General features: G+C 62.0%; 22 protein-coding genes. 13 read left to right on the forward strand and 9 right to left on the reverse strand.

The genetic code is table 11. The features are described 5' to 3' along the window. Positions 1-23 precede the first annotated feature (23 nt). The 3 genes from NKJ90_RS22360 to NKJ90_RS22370 form a co-directional block, all read right to left on the reverse strand. Complete coding sequence (locus NKJ90_RS22360) at positions 24-329, reverse strand: hypothetical protein (RefSeq protein ID WP_023760697.1); 306 nt, start codon at positions 327-329, stop codon at positions 24-26. Between the two features lie 145 nt (positions 330-474). Then, positions 475-753: a hypothetical protein gene (locus NKJ90_RS22365; RefSeq protein WP_023760696.1), complete on the reverse strand. Its 279-nt coding sequence runs from the start codon at positions 751-753 to the stop codon at positions 475-477. A 37-nt stretch (positions 754-790) separates the two neighbouring features. After that, positions 791-1,090 (reverse strand): hypothetical protein, encoded by a 300-nt coding sequence (locus NKJ90_RS22370; RefSeq protein ID WP_023760695.1) that lies wholly within the window; start codon positions 1,088-1,090, stop codon positions 791-793. 233 nt (positions 1,091-1,323) lie between these two features. Between NKJ90_RS22370 and NKJ90_RS22375 the strand changes: the two genes are divergently transcribed. Continuing rightward, positions 1,324-2,040: a response regulator gene (locus tag NKJ90_RS22375; protein ID WP_023760694.1), complete on the forward strand. Its 717-nt coding sequence runs from the start codon at positions 1,324-1,326 to the stop codon at positions 2,038-2,040. Continuing rightward, positions 2,037-3,443 carry an ATP-binding protein gene (locus NKJ90_RS22380; RefSeq protein WP_023760693.1) on the forward strand — a complete coding sequence of 469 codons (1,407 nt, stop codon included), beginning with the start codon at positions 2,037-2,039 and terminating at the stop codon, positions 3,441-3,443. The genes NKJ90_RS22375 and NKJ90_RS22380 overlap by 4 nt, the downstream gene beginning before the upstream one ends. Before the next feature lie 54 nt (positions 3,444-3,497). Here the strand turns inward: NKJ90_RS22380 and choV are convergent, their stop codons facing one another. The 3 genes from choV to NKJ90_RS22395 all read right to left on the reverse strand — a co-directional run bounded on the left by choV (position 3,498) and on the right by NKJ90_RS22395 (position 6,586). Next, entirely contained in the window at positions 3,498-4,679 is a 1,182-nt protein-coding gene (gene choV, locus NKJ90_RS22385; protein WP_023760692.1) for a choline ABC transporter ATP-binding protein, read from the reverse strand. Further along, positions 4,676-5,530: a choline ABC transporter permease subunit gene (choW, locus tag NKJ90_RS22390; RefSeq protein WP_023760691.1), complete on the reverse strand. Its 855-nt coding sequence runs from the start codon at positions 5,528-5,530 to the stop codon at positions 4,676-4,678. The genes choV and choW overlap by 4 nt, the downstream gene beginning before the upstream one ends. Before the next feature lie 120 nt (positions 5,531-5,650). After that, positions 5,651-6,586: a choline ABC transporter substrate-binding protein gene (locus NKJ90_RS22395; protein ID WP_023760690.1), complete on the reverse strand. Its 936-nt coding sequence runs from the start codon at positions 6,584-6,586 to the stop codon at positions 5,651-5,653. A 420-nt stretch (positions 6,587-7,006) separates the two neighbouring features. Between NKJ90_RS22395 and NKJ90_RS22400 the strand changes: the two genes are divergently transcribed. From NKJ90_RS22400 to NKJ90_RS22435, 8 genes are all read left to right on the forward strand, one after another. Then, positions 7,007-7,618 carry a thymidine kinase gene (locus tag NKJ90_RS22400; RefSeq protein ID WP_023760689.1) on the forward strand — a complete coding sequence of 204 codons (612 nt, stop codon included), beginning with the start codon at positions 7,007-7,009 and terminating at the stop codon, positions 7,616-7,618. 127 nt (positions 7,619-7,745) lie between these two features. Further along, complete coding sequence (locus tag NKJ90_RS22405; RefSeq protein WP_023760688.1) at positions 7,746-8,135, forward strand: c-type cytochrome; 390 nt, start codon at positions 7,746-7,748, stop codon at positions 8,133-8,135. A 313-nt stretch (positions 8,136-8,448) separates the two neighbouring features. Then, complete coding sequence (locus tag NKJ90_RS22410; RefSeq protein WP_352486786.1) at positions 8,449-9,537, forward strand: hypothetical protein; 1,089 nt, start codon at positions 8,449-8,451, stop codon at positions 9,535-9,537. Positions 9,538-9,568: 31 nt separating this feature from the next. Continuing rightward, positions 9,569-10,714 (forward strand): hypothetical protein, encoded by a 1,146-nt coding sequence (locus NKJ90_RS22415; protein WP_023760686.1) that lies wholly within the window; start codon positions 9,569-9,571, stop codon positions 10,712-10,714. 24 nt (positions 10,715-10,738) lie between these two features. Next, positions 10,739-12,649, forward strand: coding sequence for an AAA family ATPase (locus tag NKJ90_RS22420; protein ID WP_352486787.1), 1,911 nt, complete (start codon positions 10,739-10,741; stop codon positions 12,647-12,649). 219 nt (positions 12,650-12,868) lie between these two features. Beyond that, positions 12,869-14,167: a DUF6638 family protein gene (locus NKJ90_RS22425; RefSeq protein WP_023760684.1), complete on the forward strand. Its 1,299-nt coding sequence runs from the start codon at positions 12,869-12,871 to the stop codon at positions 14,165-14,167. A gap of 105 nt (positions 14,168-14,272) precedes the next feature. Then, complete coding sequence (locus NKJ90_RS22430) at positions 14,273-15,397, forward strand: DUF2333 family protein (RefSeq protein WP_023760683.1); 1,125 nt, start codon at positions 14,273-14,275, stop codon at positions 15,395-15,397. A gap of 313 nt (positions 15,398-15,710) precedes the next feature. Then, a complete protein-coding gene (locus NKJ90_RS22435; RefSeq protein WP_352486789.1) occupies positions 15,711-17,390 on the forward strand; it encodes a formate--tetrahydrofolate ligase in 1,680 nt (559 codons plus the stop codon). 68 nt (positions 17,391-17,458) lie between these two features. Here the strand turns inward: NKJ90_RS22435 and NKJ90_RS22440 are convergent, their stop codons facing one another. Then, a complete protein-coding gene (locus NKJ90_RS22440; protein WP_023760681.1) occupies positions 17,459-18,103 on the reverse strand; it encodes a cysteine hydrolase family protein in 645 nt (214 codons plus the stop codon). A gap of 127 nt (positions 18,104-18,230) precedes the next feature. On the opposite strand from NKJ90_RS22440, the gene NKJ90_RS22445 reads away from it, so the two are divergent. Then, positions 18,231-19,223, forward strand: a complete 993-nt coding sequence (locus NKJ90_RS22445) for a GlxA family transcriptional regulator (protein WP_023760680.1) — start codon at positions 18,231-18,233, stop codon at positions 19,221-19,223. A 59-nt stretch (positions 19,224-19,282) separates the two neighbouring features. On the opposite strand, the gene NKJ90_RS22450 is transcribed toward NKJ90_RS22445, so the two are convergent. Next, positions 19,283-19,891: a cytochrome b/b6 domain-containing protein gene (locus NKJ90_RS22450; protein ID WP_084025525.1), complete on the reverse strand. Its 609-nt coding sequence runs from the start codon at positions 19,889-19,891 to the stop codon at positions 19,283-19,285. 5 nt (positions 19,892-19,896) lie between these two features. Continuing rightward, positions 19,897-20,163, reverse strand: coding sequence for a PepSY domain-containing protein (locus tag NKJ90_RS22455; RefSeq protein WP_023760678.1), 267 nt, complete (start codon positions 20,161-20,163; stop codon positions 19,897-19,899). A 166-nt stretch (positions 20,164-20,329) separates the two neighbouring features. On the opposite strand from NKJ90_RS22455, the gene NKJ90_RS22460 reads away from it, so the two are divergent. Together NKJ90_RS22460 and NKJ90_RS22465 are read left to right on the forward strand one after the other, a co-directional pair. After that, positions 20,330-20,989, forward strand: coding sequence for a response regulator (locus NKJ90_RS22460; RefSeq protein WP_352486791.1), 660 nt, complete (start codon positions 20,330-20,332; stop codon positions 20,987-20,989). After that, entirely contained in the window at positions 20,986-22,320 is a 1,335-nt protein-coding gene (locus NKJ90_RS22465) for an ATP-binding protein (protein WP_023760676.1), read from the forward strand. The genes NKJ90_RS22460 and NKJ90_RS22465 overlap by 4 nt, the downstream gene beginning before the upstream one ends. Position 22,321 lies beyond the last annotated feature (1 nt).

A 22,321-nucleotide genomic window follows, 5' to 3' on the forward strand; every position in this document is an offset into this window, starting at 1 on the left:
TGTGGGAAACTGTCGGTTGCCGTTCAACGGCCGGGCCGGAAGCGTTTTCCCCCGGCATCCGCCCGACGTTCCAGGAAGGCTGCGATCGGCCAGGCAATGACACAGATCAGGGTCGCGCCGGTCAGCACGATCAGCGACCAGGTCTGTGCCGGCGTGATGTAGTCCCAATTGGTGGAAATAACCGGCGCGAAAAGCGAAGGCTCGGTGCGCCCGCTCGCCGGATCCGGCACCGGGCTGGCGGTGAACAGGATAAGTGCCCTGGAGATACCGGTGGCAACCAGGCCACCAAGCACCAACGAGCGCAGAATGGACGAAAGCCGCTTCTTCATGCGGATTGTCCTACACAACTGGCGTTGCAAACGGGTTAGGCGCGATCGAGATACGCGTTCAGTTTATCGACCATGCACTTGGCAAAAGACCGTCCCAGCCGATTTACGGCTGGAACGGCCTTGCTGGAATTGACCTCGAAGCTGATCAGGGCTTCTTCGGAGCAGCCTTCGGGGCCGCCTTCGAGGGCGCCTTCTTGACCGGGCACTTGTGCGTCTTGGTCACCTTGCAGACAGTCTTCTTGGCGACCTTTTTCGGAGCAGCCTTGGCGGCAGGAGCGGTGGTCGTCGCGGCAGCGGCCGGAGCGGTGGTCGTGGTGGCAGCAGCCGGCGCAGCGGTCGTAGTGGCGGCTGCGTTGCCGAGAACCGGCATCGAGAAGGCGAGAGCGACGGAGAGGCCGAGGGCGGACAGGAGGGACTTTTTCATGGCTTCGTTTCCTTTTTATGCGGGTCGAATTCTGATGTCACTGAACCGGGTCGTTCGGTGTCACTCCAAGCAACTTCAAAGCGTTGGCAAGCATCCGGATGCCCTGTGCCTGTTTCTTGGCGGCGCAGTACCGGTTACCCTTTCTCTGAAGTGCCTTTGCCGCGGTGACCTGCGTTGCCGTGGCATGGGTTTCGAGGGCTTCATCAAATTGGTGGCTGAGATTGGCGCACCGTTCGCTCCGAGTGAGCGGCGCCTTTGCGTCCGATTGTCCGGCAGCGGCGGTGACCAGGCCAAGGCCCAGCAACGCACCCAACAAACTGATCGACAACCTTGGCATTGGTTTATCCGTAAACCCGGAGACTAGCGTCGCAGCCGATGACCTGACCGCCACGAGATCAGTTATGCCTTTGAAATTTTTCAGGAGTTTTTCTGAACTGTAGAATTTTGTTTCTGGATTGTGTCTGAGAAAGCCGGTGTGAACCCATCATCACCACTGGCCAACATATGGCCTGAATTCTATCGTGTGGGTGGCGACAGAACGGCTTGGCAATCAACAACGACAGGGCTCAAGTGAAATCCGACGCGCACATACTGATCGTCGACGACGACAAGGGCATTCGCGACCTGCTGCAGGAATTCTTCCAGAAGCGGGGCCTGCACACCTCGGTTGCCGCCGACGGTGTCGAGATGGAGGCCATCCTGCGCCGCGCGCAAGTCGATCTCATCGTCCTCGACGTGATGCTGCCGGGCAAGAGCGGGCTGGAGCTGTGCCGCGACCTGCGCGCCCAGTATTCGACGCCGATCATCATGCTGACCGCGGTCACCGAGACCACCGATCGCGTCGTCGGCCTGGAAATGGGCGCCGACGACTACGTGCCCAAACCCTTCGATCCGCGCGAGCTTTTGGCGCGCATCCGCGCCGTGCTGCGCCGCAATGGCGGCGCCGAGGCCAAGCGCGCCACCACCAGGCAGATCTACCGCTTCGCCGGCTGGACGATGGATTGCTCGCGGCGCCGGCTGATCGCGCCCGACGATGTCAGGGTCGAACTGACCATGGCCGAATTCAACCTGCTGCAGACCTTCGTCAAGAGTGCGCAGCGCGTGCTGACCCGTGACCAGCTCATCGAACTGTCCGGCGGCGATAGCGACTACTCCTTCGACCGCAGCATCGACATCCTGGTCAGCCGGTTGCGGCGTAAGATGGAAGACGACCCGAAAACGCCCCAGTTCATCCTGACGGTGCGCAGCGGCGGCTACCAGTTTCTGCCTGAGACGACCTCCGAATGAAACGTTTCCTGCCGCAGACCTTGCCTGTCTGGGTGCTGCTGATCGTCATTGCCGGCCTGCTGATCAGTCAGGTCGCTACCCTCTATATCGTGTCGCGCGACCGCGCCGTCGCCAACGGCATCGTCGACCTCTACCGTCTCAACGACCGCGCCTTTTCCCTGGTGCAGCTGATGCATGACGCCACGCCGGAGCAACGCCGGGCGACGGCGACAGGCCTGTTCAATTCCACTTACGCGCTCACTATCTCGGACACGCCGGCGGTCACCTCGTCGATCGCAAGCGACGACGAACTGGCGGAACTCGAAGACATCCTTGTCGGCCGACTGTCGAAGTTCGGCATCACCGATGCGCGCGTGCGGCGCGACCCGGCCACGCGCGAGGCCGACGACGCCGACGGCACGGCGCCGGGGCCCGATATCGGCCAGGTCGAACGCGACCTTCTGGTGCTGGCCGCCAACTTTGCCCAGAGCGAGAAGCTGACGGCGTCGCTGCGTTTCGCCGACGGCCATTGGCTGAACTTCACCGAGCCGATCACGCCCGTCGGCCCGATCCTGAGCTTCGACAGTCTGCCGCTCTATTCGCTGATCGCCGGACTGGTGGTGATCATGTCGATCTGGTCGTTGCGCCGGCTGACAGCGCCCTACCGGATGATGGAAACCGCCGTGAACCGGATCGGCAAGGATCTGAAGAGCCCGCCGATCGCTGAAGGGGGCAGCCGCGAGGTCCGTGCCGCCGCCAAGGCGATCAACGCCATGCAGGCCCGGCTGCGCGAATATGTCGAGGATCGCGAACATCTGGCGGCGGCACTTGCGCATGATCTACGCACGCCGATGACCAGAATGCGCCTGCGCCTGGAGCTATTGCGCAAATCGGCGGTTCGCGAAGCGCTGGCGCATGATCTCGCCGACGTCGAGAGCATTGCCAGCTCGGTGATCGACTTCGCCACCTTCGAGGTGACCGAGGAGAAGAACGAGCGCATCGACTTCTGGTCGCTCGTGGAGTCGATCGCCGACGCCTATCCGGACGTGTCGTTCGAAGATGATACCCGCTCACGCGGGCTCATCTGCATGGCCCGGCCGGTCGCGCTCAAGCGCTGCGTCACCAATCTGCTGCAGAACGCGGTCACCTACGGCAAGAAGGCGCACCTCAGCCTCGGCCGGTCGGACAACACGATCCTGCTCACCATCCGCGATGAGGGACCGGGCATACCTCAGGCGCAGATCGACGCCGTGTTCGGCTCTTTCGTGCGCCTCGAACAATCCCGCAACCGCCAGACCGGCGGTCTCGGGCTCGGCCTGACCATTGCCCGCAACATCGCGCGCGCCGCCGGCGGTGAGGTCAGCCTGTCCAACAACCCGGGCGGTGGCCTGCTGACGCAACTGCGCCTGCCGCTGGCGGCTTAGAACGAGGCGCGCGCTCAATCGCAGCGCCTCGTCGACTTTGGTATCCGACGAACTTTACCGCCGCAGCACCGCGCTCAACACATCGCGGATGCCGATGGCGCCGACAAAGCGCGACTGGTCGTCGAACAGCGCCACGGGGGCTGTCTGCGAGCGGTGCATGGCCAGCATCACGGTTTTCAGCGAGGTGCCGGGATTGGCCCAGAACACTTGCGCTGCTTCCTCTGACTGGGTCTCGACATCCGCGCACGAAACCCACACCGCCGGCTTGCCGTCGCGTTCGGCCGCCGCCACCAGCCCGTGATCGTCGATCTTGAAGCGCGTCGTCTTGCGCCGATCGAGCCAGACCCAGCCATTGTCGCCGTGTTCCAGATCGCGGCGGTCGCGCATCACGTTCCAGGCGGTCAGCACCGACAACGGGTTCACATTGGCGATGAAGTCGCGGACATAGTCGTTGGCGGGCCGCAGCACGATGTCTTCCGGCGCGCCGGTCTGCACGATGCGTCCGCCTTCCATGATGGTGATGTGGCTGCCGATCTTCAGCGCTTCCTCGAGGTCGTGGCTGACGAAGATGATGGTCTTCTTCAACTCGGCCTGCAATTGCAGCAACTCGTCCTGCAGCTTGGTGCGGATCAGCGGGTCGAGCGCCGAGAACGGCTCGTCCATCAGAAGGATCGGCGCCTCGGTTGCGAACGCACGGGCCAGGCCGACGCGCTGTTGCATGCCGCCCGAAAGCTCATGCGCGTATTTCTTCGACCACTGGTCGAGATTGACCAGCTTGAGCTGGCGTTGCACGCGTTCCTTGCGCTCTAGCTCCGGCACGCCAGCGAGTTCGAGGCCCAGGCCGACATTCTCCTCCACCGTGCGCCACGGCAGCAGGCCGAACTGCTGGAACACCATTGCCACCTGCTTCTGGCGCAGGCGCCGCAAGGTCGCCTCATCGCAAGTGACGACATCGACGGTCTTGTCGCCATCCTTGACCAGGACCTGGCCGCGCGACACCACGTTGAGTCGATTGACCGCCCGCAGCAATGTCGACTTGCCCGAACCGGACAGGCCCATCAGCACCGAGATCTCGCCCTCGTTCACGGTCAGGCTGGCGCCGGCGCAGCCAAGCACATTACCGGTCTTTTCGAGGATATCGGCTCGGCTGGCGCCGGCGTCGATCATCGCCAAAGATCCGGCCTGGTCGGCGCCGAAGACGATATCGACGTTCCTGAAATCAACGGCGACGGTCATTTCTTGCCTCCAACGCCGATGCGCGTCATGCGGTCGAGCACGATGGCCAGCACGACGATGGCCAGGCCGGCTTCAAGGCCGAGGTCGATCTTGCGCGAACCGAGCGCCCGGTTGATCTCGGTGCCGAGGCCGCCGGCACCGATGAGAGCCGCGAACACCACCATCGACAGCGACAGCATGATCGACTGGGTAAGACCGGCCATGATGGTCGGCAGGGCCGAGGGCAGTTCCACCTTCCAGAGCAACTGGCTCTTAGTGGCGCCGAATGCCTCGCCTGCCTCGATGATCGACTTCGGCACCGAGACGACGCCCAGATGCGTGAGACGAACCGATGTCGGGATGACGAAGATGATGGTGACGATGAGGCCGGGCGCGTTGCCAAGGCCGAACAGCGTCAGCACTGGGATCAGGTAGACGAAGGTCGGCAACGTCTGCATCAGGTCGAGCACCGGCAGCATGATGCGGTAGACCTTCGGCTTGTGAGCCGCCCAGATACCGAGTGGCACACCGATGGCCATCGACGCGGCGGCGGCGGCAACCACCAGCACCAGCGTCTCCACAGTCTGCTTCCAGAGGTTCTGGTTGAGGATGAACAGCAATCCGAAAAAGACCGCCACAGCCAGGCCTCTCGATCGCTGCAGATAATAGGCAAGCAGCGCAATCAGGGCGATGAGAAGGACGGGCGGTATATGCAGCAGCATATCGACCACGCCGTCGAGCAGGAAATTCAGGCCGCCCGAGAGGCCACGGAAGAAGGTGTTGAAATTGTCGGTGAGGAAGGTGAAGAACGCTTTGCCCCACTCACCGATTGGAATCTTGTAACCGACAAAGAATTTTGAAATCGGATCCATCTAGCCCCTCTTTGGCAGTCGCCGTCCTTGCCGGACAGTCATCTTGTCACAGGATATGAAAAAGGGCAGCCCTTTCTATATGGCTGCCCTCGCTCGGGTCATGTCGGATTCAAAATCGGCTCAGCTCCCGAGTGCGGTCTTTACCGCCGCAGCCGCGTCGCCGCCATCGAAGGTGGTCACGCCGGCGATCCACGGAGCGACCGCGTCCGGATGCTTCTTCAACCAGTCGGTCGCGGCCGTGTTGGCGTCGCCGCCCTTGAGGATCGCGTCCATCATCTCGCCTTCCATATCGAGGTTGAACTTCAGGTTGGCGATGAACTTGCCGGCATTCGGGCACTCGGTGGTATAGCCCTTGCGCACATTGGTATGCACGGTGGCGGCGCCGAAGCCGCTGTCGCCCATGCCATCGAGATAGGTGATCTTCATGGCGCCCATCACCGGATGCGGCGTCCAGCCGAGGAACGCGATCCACTCATTGCTCTTCATCGACTGCTCGGCCTGCGTCAGCATGCCGGCTTCCGAGGATTCGACCAGTTCGAAGCCTTCGAGATTGTCCTTCGGGTTCTTGATCATGTCGAGGATGATGCGGTTGCCATCGTTGCCGGCCTCGATGCCGTAGATCTTGCCGTTGAACTTGTCCTTGAACTTGCCGAGGTCGGTCAGCGTCTTGACGCCGGCGTCCGCCACATAGGTCGGCACGACGATGCCATAGCCGGCGCCGCTGAGGTTTTCGCTGATGGTCTCGACGGAGCCGTCGGCGGTGTAGTCCTTGATGTCGTTGGTCATCGACGGCATCCAGTTGCCGAGGAAGACGTCGAGGTCCTTGTTTTTCAGCGACGCATAGGTCACCGGAACCGATAGCTGGATCACCTGCGGCTCGTAGCCGAGTGCGGTCAGCAGTACGGAAGCGATGCCGGTCGTCGCCTGGATGTCGGTCCACCCGACATCGGAAAGACGCACCGCCTTGCAGCTCGCCGGATCACCGGCGAAGGCAGCGCTCGTGGACAAAAAAGCCGCCAGGCCGAGGCCGGCGACGAAAGAGTTCATACGCGACATAGGTAGTCTCCCATTGTGATTCTTTGGCGAAGCATAGCTACGGTTTCTCTGCCCGCCTTGTTTCGTCAGCCAAACACCATTCTGGTGCGGTTTCAAGCACTAAGGCAATCACGATCAACGGCGCAGACTGGCCAATCAGCGACACGGCTGACGCTTTTGTCTTGCCAGACAGTTTTTCAGGGCCAGACAGTTTTTTCAGGGGCGAGACGGCTTTTTCGGGGAAAGCCTGCCGTGGCCCCTCCCCGTATCAGGCCAAGTCGGCATAAGGTCTGTTTAGATTCAGGTCAGGCCGAGACGAAAATGGTGGACTCCGAGAACCGGAGCGGAGCGTACTTTTGGCTACGTGAGCACCGGAAGCGCAGGAACCGCCATTTGCAGGCCGGCATCACCTGAATATCAACAGACCGTAAAAAGGGCGGCATGGCTAAGCTCTACTTCCACTATGCAACGATGAACGCCGGCAAGACCACGATGCTGTTGCAGGCGTCGTACAATTATCGCGAGCGCGGCATGGGCACGATGCTGTTCGTCGCCGGCCATTACCGCAAGGGCGATACCGGCCTGATCTCGTCGCGCATCGGCCTGGAGACGGAAGCCGACATGTTCCGCGACGGTGACGATCTGTTCGCCCGCGTCGCCGATCACCACGCGCATACATCGGTGCATTGCGTCTTCGTCGACGAGGCACAGTTTCTCGAAGAGGAGCAGGTCTGGCAGCTCGCCCGCATCGCCGACCGGCTGAACATTCCGGTCATGTGTTACGGCTTGCGCACCGATTTCCAGGGCAATCTGTTCTCCGGTTCTCGCGCGCTGCTGGCCATCGCCGACGATTTGCGCGAAGTGCGCACCATCTGCCGCTGCGGCCGCAAGGCGACGATGGTGGTGCGCCTCGGACCTGACGGCAAGGTGGCGCGTCAGGGCGAGCAGGTGGCGATCGGCAAGGACGTCTATGTCTCGCTCTGCCGTCGCCACTGGGAGGAAGAGATGGGCCGCGCCGCGCCCGACGACTTCATCGGCTTTATTAAGGGCTGATCGCCCGGCGACCTTGCCCAGGCCCCGATGCAACCCGATCGGCATCTTCCGCAATCGCGCCATGATGCAGCGTTTGTTAAGGCCTCGGTCCTATAACGCCGCCAGCCAGAGCTCTCCGGAGACAGCCATGTTTCGCGCCGCTTCGTTCGCCAGCATTCTTCTCCTTGCCACCTCGCTTGCCGCTCATGCGGGCGGTGACCCGACCCTTGGCAAGAAGGTCTTCAACCGGTGCATCGCCTGTCATGAAGCAGCCACCGACCGCGACAAGGTCGGTCCGCATTTGATGGGCGTCGTCGGCCGCGCAGCCGGTAGTGCCGAGAGCTTTCTTGGTCATTACTCCGAGGCGATGAAGAGTGCCGGTGGCGCCGGCCTGGTCTGGGACGAAGCCAACCTTGCCGAATATCTCAAAGCACCCCGGCTCAAGGTGCCCGGTAACAAAATGGCGTTTGCCGGCCTGACCAACGACGACGACATCGCCAACGTCATCGCCTATCTGAAGGCCGATCCTAAGCCCTGACCCGCTGCACGCGCGTCTCGGTGACGCCGGCGTTCGCTTCGCATGTCGCCGCCGCTATCGCTGTATTGATTTGCCAACTACAAAGGCATCCCGTGCGCCGTCGTTTTGCGGAATAGAAGTTCAATGGCAGTTGAACTATGACTGACCGGCAGGCTAGTCACGCCGTGACCTCGCTTCCATTGCCTTTCAAGACCGTGACCGAATATTTTGTTTTCGGGGCGGGTCTTGTCTTGCGTCTTTCAATCCCAGGATGCCCCACATATATTCGCCGCTGTTCGCGACCAGCGACGTGATGCCGAAGCGGGAGGCCCCAATGGCGACATTGCAGAATTTCGATGCCGAAATTGCCAAGACCAAGCAGGTCGTGCAGGACATGCGCAGCAAGATCGAGCAGTCCGGCACCGTGCTTGATACGCTCGCGACCGCCGACAAGAAGATCGGCGACGCGAATTTCGACATCGAGAACGCCCGCATCGAGGATGTGCTGAAGCAGCAGAAGGTCATGGAAGGCAACATCGCCGACCTGATCATCGGGCTGGAGGACGCCACCAACGTCTTTGGCGCCGAGTTCGAGAGCATGAAGAACTACACCGGCTGGGAAAAATTCATCGGCGTCTTTTCCAGCCAGAGCAAGCAGCGCATGCGTACCGACCGCGTCCGCAACATGTCGCTGGCGGGCAATCTGCAGGAACTGCTGGTCAAGTCCGACACCATCGTCGGCATCCTGAAGGCCCAGAAAGGGGTCCTCGACCAGCGCTACAAGACTTCCGAGTCCAGCCTGTCGCAGGTCATCGAGCGGCGCAAGACCACCATGACCAACCTCGAAGCTGTGCAAAAGCGCATCGAGGAACTCAATCCGATGCTGCTCGACATCGAAAACAAGATCGCCGCCTCGACCAGCCAGAAGGAGCGCACGCAGCTCGAAGGCGAGCGCTCCAAGCTGGCGACGGAATACAATGAAAAGCAAGCCAAGGAACAGGAACTGCTGGCCGAGAGCCAGACGCTCGAGCGCTACACCTCGATGTTCCAGACCTTTGTCGATTCGCTCAACAACCAGATCGCCGCGCAGTCGACGCTGATCAACAAGCTGACCATCGATACCGAGCAACGTATCGTCCTCTACAAGGCGCTCGAAGATTCGCTGAAGACCGCCGCCCAGCAGGACGTCGCGCACAAGATCAACACGCTGGGCAGCCAGGTCGACAACACCGCCGAGGAAACCATGGCCGGCATCGGTGCTGCTTCGCAAAAGCACATCGGCGACCTGCTTGAGATGCACGAGAAGAACATGGTCGCCACTGCCGACATCCAGCGCCGCAAGAAGCTGGCCGACGATGCTTTTGCCCGCCGCTTCGACGAAGTGTTGAAGAAGCACAATTCGGCAAATTACGTGCAGTCCTAGGAGTGGCAGAACTGCCCGCGAGCGTACAGGCATGACCCCCGAAAACGAAGCGGCGGCACGGTATTTCTCTGCCATCACGGCCGCGCTCAGCGGCCTTGAAGTGTTCATGCGCGACGATCGCTCGCCGCTCTACCGGCATGGCATCGTCGCCAAGATCGTCGCCGAATACATCGCCCGGCTCGACAAGTCTTTTTCCTGCTGGCGCAATCGGCTGGGCTTCATGGACACTTTCCGCATTTCGCGCGCCGAGAGCGGATTTCCGGTGTTCCAGAACCTGCTCGAACTGGAAAATGACCGCCGCCAGGCGGACACACGGCTCGCCAACATTCCGCTGGCCGGCGAGTTGCGCGAGGAGATGGCCGACTTCATCCTGCGCCACAAGGAGTTCCCCGAGGCGTTGCAGAAGTCGATGGCCGAACGGCTTTACCTTGAGGACGTGAAAAGCGAAAACACGTTCGGCTCGTTCACACTGGCGCAAACGGCCAAGGTCTCGGTCAACCCGAAGACGGGGCGTCCCTACTATCTCGTCCACTGGGCGACGTTCGACGGCAGCGCCAACCTGCCGCTGGTCTACATGGTGACGGTCGAGGATTCTTCCGAAGACATGGTCCGACAGCTTGTCGACAGAAACGGCAAGCTGAACGAGACGATCGACATCCCTCTGCCGGTCGATGGCCTGCTCAATCCCGAGCTCGCCCATCGTTTCGACGATTTCACCGAGAAGAATTCGGCCTATACGCTGTCGCCAGCGACCATCGCGGTCAACCTCGACAAGGATTTCGAGCCGCTGCACCCCAAGCAGCTGCGCCGCGTCGTGCTCGGTCCATTCTATTCGGCCGGCATTACCGACAACAATTCGACGGTGACCGAGGTGCTCGCCAAGGTGCGCAAGCCGGAAAACGCCTGGCTGCTGACCTGGACCATCCAGGAGGTCTATTCCAAAGCCGAGAAGCCCGGTCGCAAGGGGCTGTTTTCAAGCGAGAAGACGACGCAGGAATTCTTCATCAACACCGACGATCTGGAAGCCGCGCGCCAGGGTGTGTCGAGCTACGAAAACCACGCGCTGATCCCGCACGAAGCTTACCAGGCACTCTACGCCGTCGGCGAGGCGCAGAAGATTTTTGCCGGCTACAAGGTTCACATCCTGTCCAACGGGCAGGTCATCTCAGATGTCTGACCGTCACACCACGGAGCACCCTTCATGGATACCGGCCTGACCACCATCCCGGAAGCTGCGATCGAGAAGCACCGCGCCACCGCGCAGAGCTTCATCACCCGTATTGTCGTGCTGGAGGATCCGTCACGCGAGTCCGGCACGGCACTTGCCGGCACCAATCGCCGCTTCGTCTCGACCGTCTCGGTCGGCTCGGTGCGCCGCACACGCGAGGTCGAGCTGTCGAAGACCGTCGGCGCCGTCCATCCCGACGATCAGTTGCTGACCATCCCGCAGCACACGCTTCTGTTTCGCGCCCGGCGCGGCACGGCGATCGCGCTCGCAATATCGGACGTTTTTGCTGAAGGCTCGGACCTCGAAAGCCTGCAAGCCAGGAACACCCGCGCCCCGCTCGAGGGCGACGAGGCGTCCACCTTCAAGAAGCTTCTGTCGGCCTCGGCCTACGTCTCCGCCTTCAGCCTCGCCTCCTATCTGTTGCAGTTGATCGACAGCGACGGCGAGGCACCCAACGATATCCCCGAGCCGGATTTCCTGTTCGACACGCCGCAAGATGCGGTGAAGTCGATCCTGGCCGGGCTCGACAAGGCGATCTCAGGCTCGTCCGATGATGCCGACTTGATGACCAGGGCGCGGGCCTTTTCCCGCGTCGCCATCGATGGGCTTTTGGCCCGCAAGGGTCGCTTCGACGGCATCGGCCCGTTCGAGGACGCCCATATCCGCATCGATGTCGATGACTTCACCCTCGATGGCTTTGACGTTGCCCCGGGCAAGCGCTCCAAGCCGCTGGTGATGACCTTCAAGAAGCCGGAGGAGGTCGTCGGCAATCACATCGCCAAATACCAGTCGGTCAAGCTCGCCAAGATGCTGATGGCCTACGACTTCGAGCGCGAGATGAACCCGTTCGTCGAGCTCGGCGGCTTCCTGTTCACCTTCATCGGCGACGGCGCGCCCGGCACCGGCAAGACGACGCTGATCCAGATGATCGCCGGCCTCGTCAACGGCTATTGCCAGGTCGCCGGCTATCCCTTCTCCTATGAGAATTTCGGCGTCGACCAGATCTCGTCCTATCAGGGCAAGTCCGGCCAGAACTGCCGTCAGTTCATCAACAATGTCTTGAACCCGCGCGTCATCGGCTTCGGCACCATCGACGACATCGACCAGGTGGCGGCGCGCCGCTCCGACGACCGCGCCTCGGCCGGCCAGCAGGAGATCACCGGCGTCTTGATGGATGCCTTCGCGGGCGCCGCCACCGTGGTGCGCGGCAATTGCTCGTTCGGCATGTTTTCCAACTATCCCGAGAACGTCGACGATGCGCTGCGCCAGCGCGCCGGCGCGCGCTGGCTGGTCGACGGGCCGCAGAGCCGCGACGACTACATCGACATCTTCGTGCTGCTTGCCGGCAAGAACCACAAGATACCGCTCGGCGACCACAAGCTCTACGCCGCGCAGGAGGTCCAGCGCGCCGTGACCGAAGCCTATGAGGAGCATGAGAAGCCGAGGGAAGACGGGCTGATGAAGGTCTACGAGCGCTACATGAAAGAGAACGGCGCGCCGAAATCGATGGCCGACATCGGCACCTATCTGCACCTGATCAAGGATGCCGAGCCGCGCTTCACCGGCCGCGCCATCAAGAACGTCACCGACGCCATCAAGATGCGCGCCATGGACATCGAGCTGCCCGACGACTGGTTCGAGAAGCCGGAAGTCTTCATGCACAAGGGCTACGACGAGAAGAAAGCGATGATCGAGGAACTGCGCGGGCCGTTCTCGATGGACATGGTCATGCAGGAGATCAACCGCTACGCCGACTCTGAGTTCCGCTACTCCGACAAGTCCGACGACTCAGCGGTGGAAAAACTGCTGCGCGACGCGCGGCTGCGCGAACGGGCTGCACGGGAGATGGAGGAGATGAAAAAGAAGGGGCTTTGGAATGCGTGAGCTGAGCCGTCCTTCCCTTCTCCCCTTGTGGGAGAAGGTGTCGCCAAAGGCGACGGATGAGGGGTGTTCCAGCTTGGCACCAACAGCGCTCCGGCCAACACCCCTCAACCGTCTCGGCGCTTCGCGCCGATCCACCTTCTCCCACAAGGGGAGAAGGAAGATCCGCGCCCCTCATCCGCTCTTCGGGCACCTTCTCCCCGTGAACGGGGAGAAGGGAAGATGACCAAGAAACCCGACCTTCTACGCGACAACGAGCTGATCTACGGCCGGCTGCTGACGGTCGACGAGTCGCACCTGATCCAGCGCTACAACAAGGCGCTCGCCGCATTCGGCTTGAAGCCCACCAAGCTGAAAAGCTTTCAGATTGACCGCACCGGCTTCTCGCCCGAAGTGGCCGAGGAATGCGGCGACTACGATTATCTCGATCCCAACGAGGTCAACCGCCGCTTCATCATCCTGACGCCGTCGCAGATCGACCTGCCGGTGGTGCATACGGCCTTCTCCAACACCTCGCAGCTGATGTTCGAGTTCATGTCCAAGAACCAGCGCGCCATCGACGCGCTGACCATCAAGGACGTGATCTACGGCGAGATCGAGGATTCCATTCCGAAGGTCAACGACATCGAGGATTTGCTGTCGATCAACCAGGTCGAGTTCAAGGTGCTGTCGGCCGAGGATGTGCTAGGCAAGGCCGCCGAGCTCGGCAAGCTCGTCGACCGGCTTAGGCAGGAGCCCGACGCCTGGCGCGACAACGCCATGCTGACCCGCATGGTGGAGCTTGCCAAGATCTGCGGTGACATCCGCGAAAACGCGCTGGTGCCAGACCAGGTGATCTTCCGCCACAGCGCCTATTGGACCAGCCATTTCGGCGGCCTCTACGTGTTCGTCGACCCTGATATGACGACCGTGATCAGCGATCCGGCGGCTCCCGGTTTCCGCCGTTCGCGACCGTGGCAAGTGAGCTACATCTCGATCAGCGACGCCGACAAGGTGTTCAAATTCCTCGCCACCACCGGGCGGATCGAGCTGCCGCGTGCCTCCTGGGTCGAGACATCGGGCTATCTCGAGCACCGGGCCGAGATGGTGGTGCGCGCGCTGATCCGCGACGCCGACCCGAACCGCAACCTGACCGACGTCGACAAGGTCTGGCTGCAGACCTGGATCCAGAGCCATGCCGACCTGATCACCGAAGACGGCAACTTTCCCTTTCTCAACGCCGCCAAGCGCGAGATCGCCCAGCTCGGCCACCTCAAGATCGAGGATGTCTCCCCGCAGCAGCGCTTCCTGGTGATCCGCGCCAAATCAGAACATCCCGACGCCTGGCTGACCAACCGGCTGATCTCGGATTTCGTGCCGTCGGATTTCGTCTCGCGCTACATCTTCAACAAGGACGGCTTCTACAGGGACTATGACGGCTTCAGCGACGCCTGGCGCTCGCATGTTGTAGACGTTCTCAAAACCACATATTTGAAGGACAAGGTGGCGTTTCGCACACGCCTCTATGGCTTGACCGACTAGAACGAAATGAACTGTCACTTCGTTCTAACTTACTGTTTTGGCGCATGATGTTATCCAAACAGTCTGCAACTTTTTGGCATCATGCTTTGAGGGGATAACATTGCCATGCTCGATCCGATCGTGAACTTCTTCACCCGGATTTTCCAGTGGATCGGCCGCGGCATTGGGCTTGTGATCGGCGCGATCCTGTGGCCGTTCCTGTGGGCCGGGCGCTGGTACACGCAACGTGGCTGGATCCTAAAGGCGGCGCTCGGCCTGGCTTTGCTGGTGCTGATCGGCCTCTACGCCAATTTCTTCTACGCCACCCAGTGGTGGAACAATTTCAACCCGAACTACCCCGACACATACACTTTCGAGAAACGCAACGTCTCCGCCGGCGAACAGGTCTCGGCGGGCTCCGGCACCGACACTGCCAAGACCTGCGGCAACTCCGGCATCGCCCAGGTGGCGGCCGACCTGACCGATTTCAACGTCAACCAGAATGCCTGGATCTCGTCGATGATCCTCTACAAGCTCGGCCTGTTCGGGATCGACTGGGATAACACGCCGTGGATGGACAACAAGGCCTCGTTCCAGCGCGGCATCAACCAGGCGGTGCGGCGCACCGCAACCGAACTCGCCGACAATCTCGGCCGTGTGCGCACCACCTCGCAGATCGACAGCGATCTGCAGAATGCTCGCGGCAATCTGCAGTTCGATGAGGAGACCTGGTATTTCGGCCTGAACCCGTTCGGCCCCAAGACGCCGACACCAAGCTACTATCGCGACGCCGTCCGCATGCTGCGTTCCTTCAACGCTCGCCTTGCCACCTGCCAGGCGACGTTCGACGCCCGCGCCGACAATTTGAAACAATATATCGACCGTATCTCGTCCGACATCGGCTCGACCTCGGCGATCCTCAAGGAACGCGCTGAAAACCACAACAATGGCTGGTTCGATTTCCGCGCCGACGACCGTTTCTGGTTCGCCTATGGCCAACTCTATGGCTATTACGGGCTGATGAAGGGTGCCCAGGCCGACTTCGACGACGTCATCAAGGAAAAGCATCTGCAGAACCTGTGGGACACGATGGACTCGCAGTTCGTTTCGGCGCTGCGCATCCAGCCCTTTATCATCGCCAACGGCCGCGAGGACGGCTGGATCCTGCCAACGCACCTGACGACAATGGGCTTCTACGTGCTCAGGGTGCGCTCCAACATGGTCGAAATCAGCAACGTGCTGACTCAGTAGCGCTGTTCCGTTGGGCACCACGCGATGGCGAATTTGCGCCGTCGCCTCTGTCGCATTCCGTGCATTGTGCGGCTGTTTTGAGACGGCGGCGCGACGCGTCCTCTGGCTTGTATACGGCGCGGCAACGGAGCCAGGAAGAACCGATGACAGGTCGGCCGGTCCGCAGAGGAATTTTCTCTATAGGAAACATAGTTGCATGCAAGTTGACGCCGCGGCAGCGAGAGGGTTAGAACATGCCCGCGCCCGGTTCCAACCTGCTTGCGAGTGACATCAAACCCGTCCCCTCCACCGTCCAATCCAGAGGAAAGCCGTCATGGCCGAAGTGAAGTCCGACATCGAGATCGCGCGCGGCGCCAGGAAAAAGCAGATCCAGGAGATCGGCCAGAAGATCGGCATCCCGACCGAACATCTGCTGCCCTATGGCCACGACAAGGCCAAGATCTCCGCCGAGTTCATAAAGTCGGTGAAGGGCAACAAGGATGGCAAGCTGATCCTCGTCACCGCCATCAACCCGACGCCGGCCGGCGAAGGCAAGACGACGACCACGGTCGGCCTCGGCGACGGCCTGAACCGCATCGGCAGGAAGGCGATCGTCTGCATCCGCGAGGCCTCGCTCGGCCCGAACTTCGGCGTCAAGGGCGGCGCTGCCGGCGGCGGTTACGCGCAGGTCGTGCCGATGGAGGACATGAACCTCCACTTCACCGGTGACTTCCACGCCATCACCACGGCGCACAACTTGCTTTCGGCGCTCATCGACAACCACATCTACTGGGGCAATGAGCTCGGCATCGACACCCGCCGCGTCGTCTGGCGCCGCGTTATGGACATGAACGACCGTGCGCTGCGCGAGATGATCTGCTCGCTCGGCGGCGTCGCCAACGGTTTTCCGCGCGAGGGCGGCTTCGACATCACCGTCGCCTCGGAAGTCATGGCGATCCTTTGCCTGTCGACCGACCTGAAGGACCTTGAAAAGCGCCTTGGCGACATCATCGTCGCCTATCGCCGCGACAAGTCGGCGGTCTATGCGCGCGACCTCAAGGCCGACGGCGCCATGGCCGTTCTGCTGAAGGACGCCGTGCAGCCGAACCTGGTGCAGACGCTGGAGAACAACCCGGCCTTCGTGCATGGCGGCCCGTTCGCCAACATCGCGCATGGCTGCAACTCGGTCGTCGCCACCACGACGGCGCTCAAGCTTGCCGACTACGTCGTCACCGAAGCCGGCTTCGGCGCCGATCTCGGCGCGGAAAAGTTCTTCGACATCAAGTGCCGCAAGGCTGGGCTGAAGCCGGCAGCAGCCGTCATTGTCGCCACCGTGCGCGCCATGAAGATGAATGGCGGCGTCAAGAAGGAAGACCTCGGCAAGGAAAATGTCGAAGCGGTGAAGAAGGGCTGCGCCAACCTTGGCCGCCACATCGAGAACATCAGGCAGTTCGGCGTGCCGGCGGTGGTCGCCATCAATCACTTCTATTCCGACACCGACGCCGAGATCCAGGCGATGAAGGACTATGTCGCCTCGATGGGTGAGGAAGCCATCCTGTGCAAGCACTGGGCCCACGGCTCGGCCGGCATCGAAGACCTCGCCAACAAGGTGGTGGCGCTGGCCGAATCCGGCGCTTCGCAGTTCGCGCCGCTCTATCCCGATGCCATGCCGCTGTTCGAGAAGATCAACACCATCGTCCAGCGCATCTATCGCGGCTCGGAGGCGATTGCCGACAAGTCGGTGCGCGACCAGCTGCACGCCTGGGAGCAGGCCGGCTATGGCCACCTGCCGGTATGCATGGCCAAGACCCAGTACTCGTTCTCGACCGACCCGAACCTGCGCGGTGCGCCGACCGGTCACACCGTGCCGGTGCGCGAGGTCAGGCTTTCGGCCGGTGCCGGCTTCGTCGTCATCATCTGCGGCGAGGTTATGACTATGCCCGGCCTGCCCAAGGCTCCGTCCTCGGAGAAGATCTTCCTCAACGAAATGGGCCAGATCGAAGGCCTGTTCTGAGACTTAAGTCTCGACATATCAAAAGGGCGCCGCAGCGATGCGGCGCCCTTTGCATTTTCCGCTGATGCTTATGCGGCGCTCCGCGACAGCGCCCGCTGGTTGGAGCCGACGATCGTGTCACGCTCCGGCAGCGCTCCTGTCTTCAGGCACTCGACCCATTCGGCGGTCTTGAGCACGGCGGCGAAGCGCGACTGCAGGATGATCGTGACCACGCGGTGGATCTCCTCAGCCGAGGCGTAGCCGGCGCTGTTGGCGTATGGCACCGAGCCGGTGGCGTCGGACAGGAACTCGACGGCGAAGCCCATATGGACGGCGTGGATGATGGTCGACAGGTCGCAATTATGCGTCATGTAGCCGACCACCGTGATCGTATCGATGGCGTTGGCATGCAGCCAGTCCTCGAGGTCGGTTCCGGTGAAGGCGGAGGGCAGGTTCTTTTCGACATAATGGTCGCGACTGCGCCTGGCGATTTCGGGATGCAGTTCGCCGCCATGGCTGCCCTTGGCGAAGATCGGCGATGTCTCGGGCGCCATCTGCTTGACGACCGCCACCTTGATGCCGGCGGCTGCGGCGGCATCCATGGCCCGGGCGACGTTGACCACGCTGTCGCGGAATGGCGGATGCTGGATGGCAAGATTGCCGCCGTCATAGTCGTTCTGGACATCGATGACGATCAGCGCCCGGCGTGGCGTGGCGTTGGCTGGGTCAGACATTGTGTTTTCCTTTCCGGCTTGAATGCGATCGTCCGAAAATAGGCAGGCTGCCAAGCCATCGAAAGTGTCCCGATTGACATCATTCGAAAGAATTGGGACAATATACACTCACTCGCTGGAGGCATCCATGACCGACCCGATCGTTGCCGTCCTCGCCTTCGACGGCATCAGCCCCTTCCATCTCTCCGTGCCGTGCCTGGTCTTCGGCGAGGACAGGACGGCACTTGGGCTACCGCGCTTCGACTTCCGCATCTGCGCGGTCAAGGCCGGCCCAATCCACACCGAGGCCGGCTTGACCGCCGCCGCCCCGCATGGGCTCGAAGGTTTTGACGCTGCCGACATTGTCATCATCCCAAGCTGGCATCGTCTCGGCGAGCCGCCGGCGCCGTTGCTGATGGAGGCGCTGCGCAAGGCACACCGGCGCGGCGCCTTGATTGTCGGACTGTGCCTGGGAACCTTTGCCATAGCCGCAGCCGGGCTATTGTCGGGCCGCCGTGCCGCCACGCACTGGGCCTATTGCGAACAGTTGCAAACACTCCACCCCGATGTCGCCGTCGACGCCACGGTGCTCTATGTCGACAATGGCGATGTCGTTACGTCGGCCGGCGTCGCCGCCGGCCTCGACTGCTGTCTCCACATCGTGCGTGGCCGCTATGGCGCGGAAGCGGCACTGCGGCTGGCCCGCCAGATTGTGCTTTCCCCGCATCGGCAGGGCGGGCAGGCGCAATTCATCGAGCATCCGGTGGCGAGGAGCGCTGATGCCGACCGTTTCGCCCAAGCCCTCGACGCGGTTCGTGCAACGCTCGGCGAGGCGCATAGTCTGGACAGCGTCGCCGAGGCCGCCGGCCTGACCCGGCGCACCTTCACCCGCCGCTTCCAGAAATCGATCGGCACCAGTTTCGGCGAATGGCTGACCGGCCAGCGGGTCGAACTGGCGCAGCGGCTGCTGGAAGCCACGGAGAAACCGATGGATATCGTGGCGTTCGAGGCCGGCTTCGGCAGCGCCACCTCGCTGCGCCAGCATTTCGCCGCTCGGCTCAGGACATCACCGGCGCAATACCGGCGCGAATTTTCCAGGCGGGCCGATCAGAGGGACGAACGTATGGCGCTGTCCTTCTGAGACAGAACGCCGAGGGCGCCGCATCGCGCGGCGCCCTCGGAATTTTGCCGGTTTCTAACTCAGGCAACGTCTTGCGGCGAAGGCGCACGCTTGCGGCCGGTGAGCATGGCGCGAACCAGATTCTCATGATGACGAACGCTGGCCAGCAGCACGCCGCCGACATGAAGTCCGACCAGCACGAGAATTCCATTGCCCAGGATCTTGTGCGTGTCCTCCACCCAGGCCACGCCCCACCAGGCGTCGGTGGTCTGCATCCAGCCGGTAAGCGCAATTCCCGCTACGCAAGCCAGAAGTGCCAGCACCATGGCGCCTCCAGCCGGATTATGGCCGAGATGACGCCTCTCGCGGCCCTTTGCCACGTCGGCGAGATACAGGCTGACGGTTTGCGGTCCGCGCACGAATTGACGAAAGCGCGTATACCCCGAACCCGCAAGCCCGGCGATCAGCCTTGAGGCAATCAGAACCCCAGCGCCATAGCCGGCCAGTTCATGCACCTTCATGATCTCTCCGGAGGAAAGCCAAGCCACCGCAACGCACAGGACCAAGGACCAGTGAAAGAGGCGGACATAGGGGCTCCACACCCTGATCAGGTTTTCTCGTGTCGACTCGACCGAGACTTCTCGTGTCGAATCGACCGAGGCTTCTCGTGTCGAAAAGGTGGCGTTCATGGCGGTCAGCCGTCGTCGGAATCGGCGCCGACCGACTCGAGCGTCTTGGGGTTGAAGACGGCTTCCAGCTTCTTGCCCTTGGCGTCGAGCGCCTTGGCTTCATAGCAGCCGTTTTCCGTCTTGATGCTGCGAACCTTCCAGCCTTCGCTTTCAAGCTTCTTTTGCAGCGCCTCGCGCGGCTGCCACTGGTCGGTCGGCACATCACACTTGTCGGCGGCAAAGGCCGGCCCGGCAAGAGCCATCACCAGCGCGGTCAAGGTCAAGGTCTTCATCTTCTTTTCTCCATCGGCCAATTCCGATGTCACGGACCCTGACCGTGAAACCTGACAGCTGCCTGAACACGCCCGGCGTCGCCCAAAAAGCCGCAGTTGGCTTTCATTCAGCTTCCTGTCAGCCTCATCCCGCATAGACGGGCGGGTTGCTGAACACGGAGGCGAAGTGCGCGTTCTGCTGATCGAGGACGATCCTGTACTGGGCGAAGCGGTGCGCGATCACGTTGCCGCCGACGGCCACGCGGTGGATTGGAGCAGGTCGCTTGGTGAAGCCGGCGATCACCTTCGCGTCGTCTCCTATGAACTCGTTCTCCTCGATCTCCATCTGCCGGATGGCAAGGGGCTCCAATTCCTGAAGCTGCTGCGCCGCGAGAGCAACGACACACCAGTCATCATCCTGACCGCCCGCGACCAGCTCTCCGATCGTATAGAGGGGCTGAACTCCGGAGCGGACGACTATCTGGTCAAGCCGTTTGATCTTGGCGAATTGTCCGCGCGCCTCGCCGCCGTCTCGCGCCGCTATGCGGGAAACCCCAATCCCTTGATCCGTTTCGGGTCTGTCGAGATCGACCAGGCCGCCCGCCGCGTTGTCGTCGGAGGGACGGAGGCGATGCTGACATCGCGCGAATGGGCGGTGCTGGAGCAATTCTTGCGCCGGCCCGGCATGACTGTCGGCAAGAACCAGATCGAGGACGCGCTCTATGCCTTCGGCGCGGAGATCGAAAGCAATACTGTCGAAGTGTATGTCAGTCGTCTGCGCAAGAAGATCGGGCGCGACGCCGTCACGACGGTAAGAGGGCTTGGCTACCGCCTGGCATCCTCATGAGACTGCTCAGCAGCCTTGCCGGTCGCCTCGTCGCTTCGCTGATCCTGGTCACGGTCGCCTTCGGCCTGGTCGCCGCCGGCACGGGAAGCATCACGCTGCATCGTGAAATCAACGAAGCCATGGACAGCTCGATGCAGGAAGCGGCGCGCCGGCTGCTGCCGCTGGTGATCGACGATCTTTTCGGACGCGAGGCGTCGCAATCGCCCCGCAGGCTGGCGGAGGCCGTTTCGGACGATGACGGCGGGCGTCTCATTTTCCAGGTGCGCGACGCCACCGGTCACGTTCTCATTCATTCTTACAACGCTCCGGCCGAGCCGCTCACGGCCGAGCTTGTTCAGGGTTTCTCGGAGGCATCGGGATGGCGCATCTACACAGAGCCCACGGTCAGCGGCACGGTTCTCATCCAGGTCGCCGAGCTTGATGCACGACGCAACGAGGAAACCCTCGAAGCCGCCACCGGCTTCCTGATACCAATGGTCATCCTGATCCCCTTGAGCGCACTTTTCGCATGGCTGACCCTGGCGCGTTTCCTGAGGCCTATCGAAACACTGCGCGGCGAGATCAGCGCCCGTCATGGCGACAATCTCGCTCCGATCCGAACCGAGGACTTGCCCTCAGAACTCGCCGCTATCGCCAAGTCGGTCAACAGCCTGATGCGGCGCCTGCACATGGCGCTTGATGCAGAAAAGGAATTCACAGCAAACGCCGCGCATGAATTGCGCACGCCGATTGCCGGCGCGCTGGCACAGACGGAGCGGCTGATTGCTGAAGCTCCGGACGAGGCGGCAAGAAAACGCCCGCGTCAGATCAAGGTGGCGTTGGGCGAGCTTGCCAGCCTGTCTGAAAAGCTGATGCAGTTGGCGCGCGCTGACGCCGGAGTGGCCGTTGCCGGCAACCCCGCCGACCTCGCCGCGGTCGCTGCACTGGTGGTGGAAGACTTCGAACAGCGCAGCGAAAACAAGGGCCGCCTTCGCCTCGAAACGCCTGACAAAGGCAAGGCGATGGCCGCGATCGACACGGATGCACTGGCCATCGTCCTGCGCAACCTCATCGAGAATGCCTTGCGGCATGGCACCGAAGGCGGAGCGGTGGTCGTGCACATAGACGAGGACGCCCGACTCAGCGTGGTCAGCCAAGGCCCGGTGGTTTCCGCGCCTGCTGGCCTGATCAGGCGGTTCGAACGCGGCGCAACACGTGCCGAGGGATCGGGCCTCGGCCTGGCGATCGTCAACCGGATCCTGCAACAGATCGATGCGTCACTGGCGCTGAATTCACCCGCATCAGGCCGACAAGACGGATTTGAAGCGACGATCCGGTTTCCCAAGGCATAGC

Source organism: Mesorhizobium sp. M0051 (assembly GCF_040323235.1).
GTDB lineage: Bacteria > Pseudomonadota > Alphaproteobacteria > Rhizobiales > Rhizobiaceae > Mesorhizobium.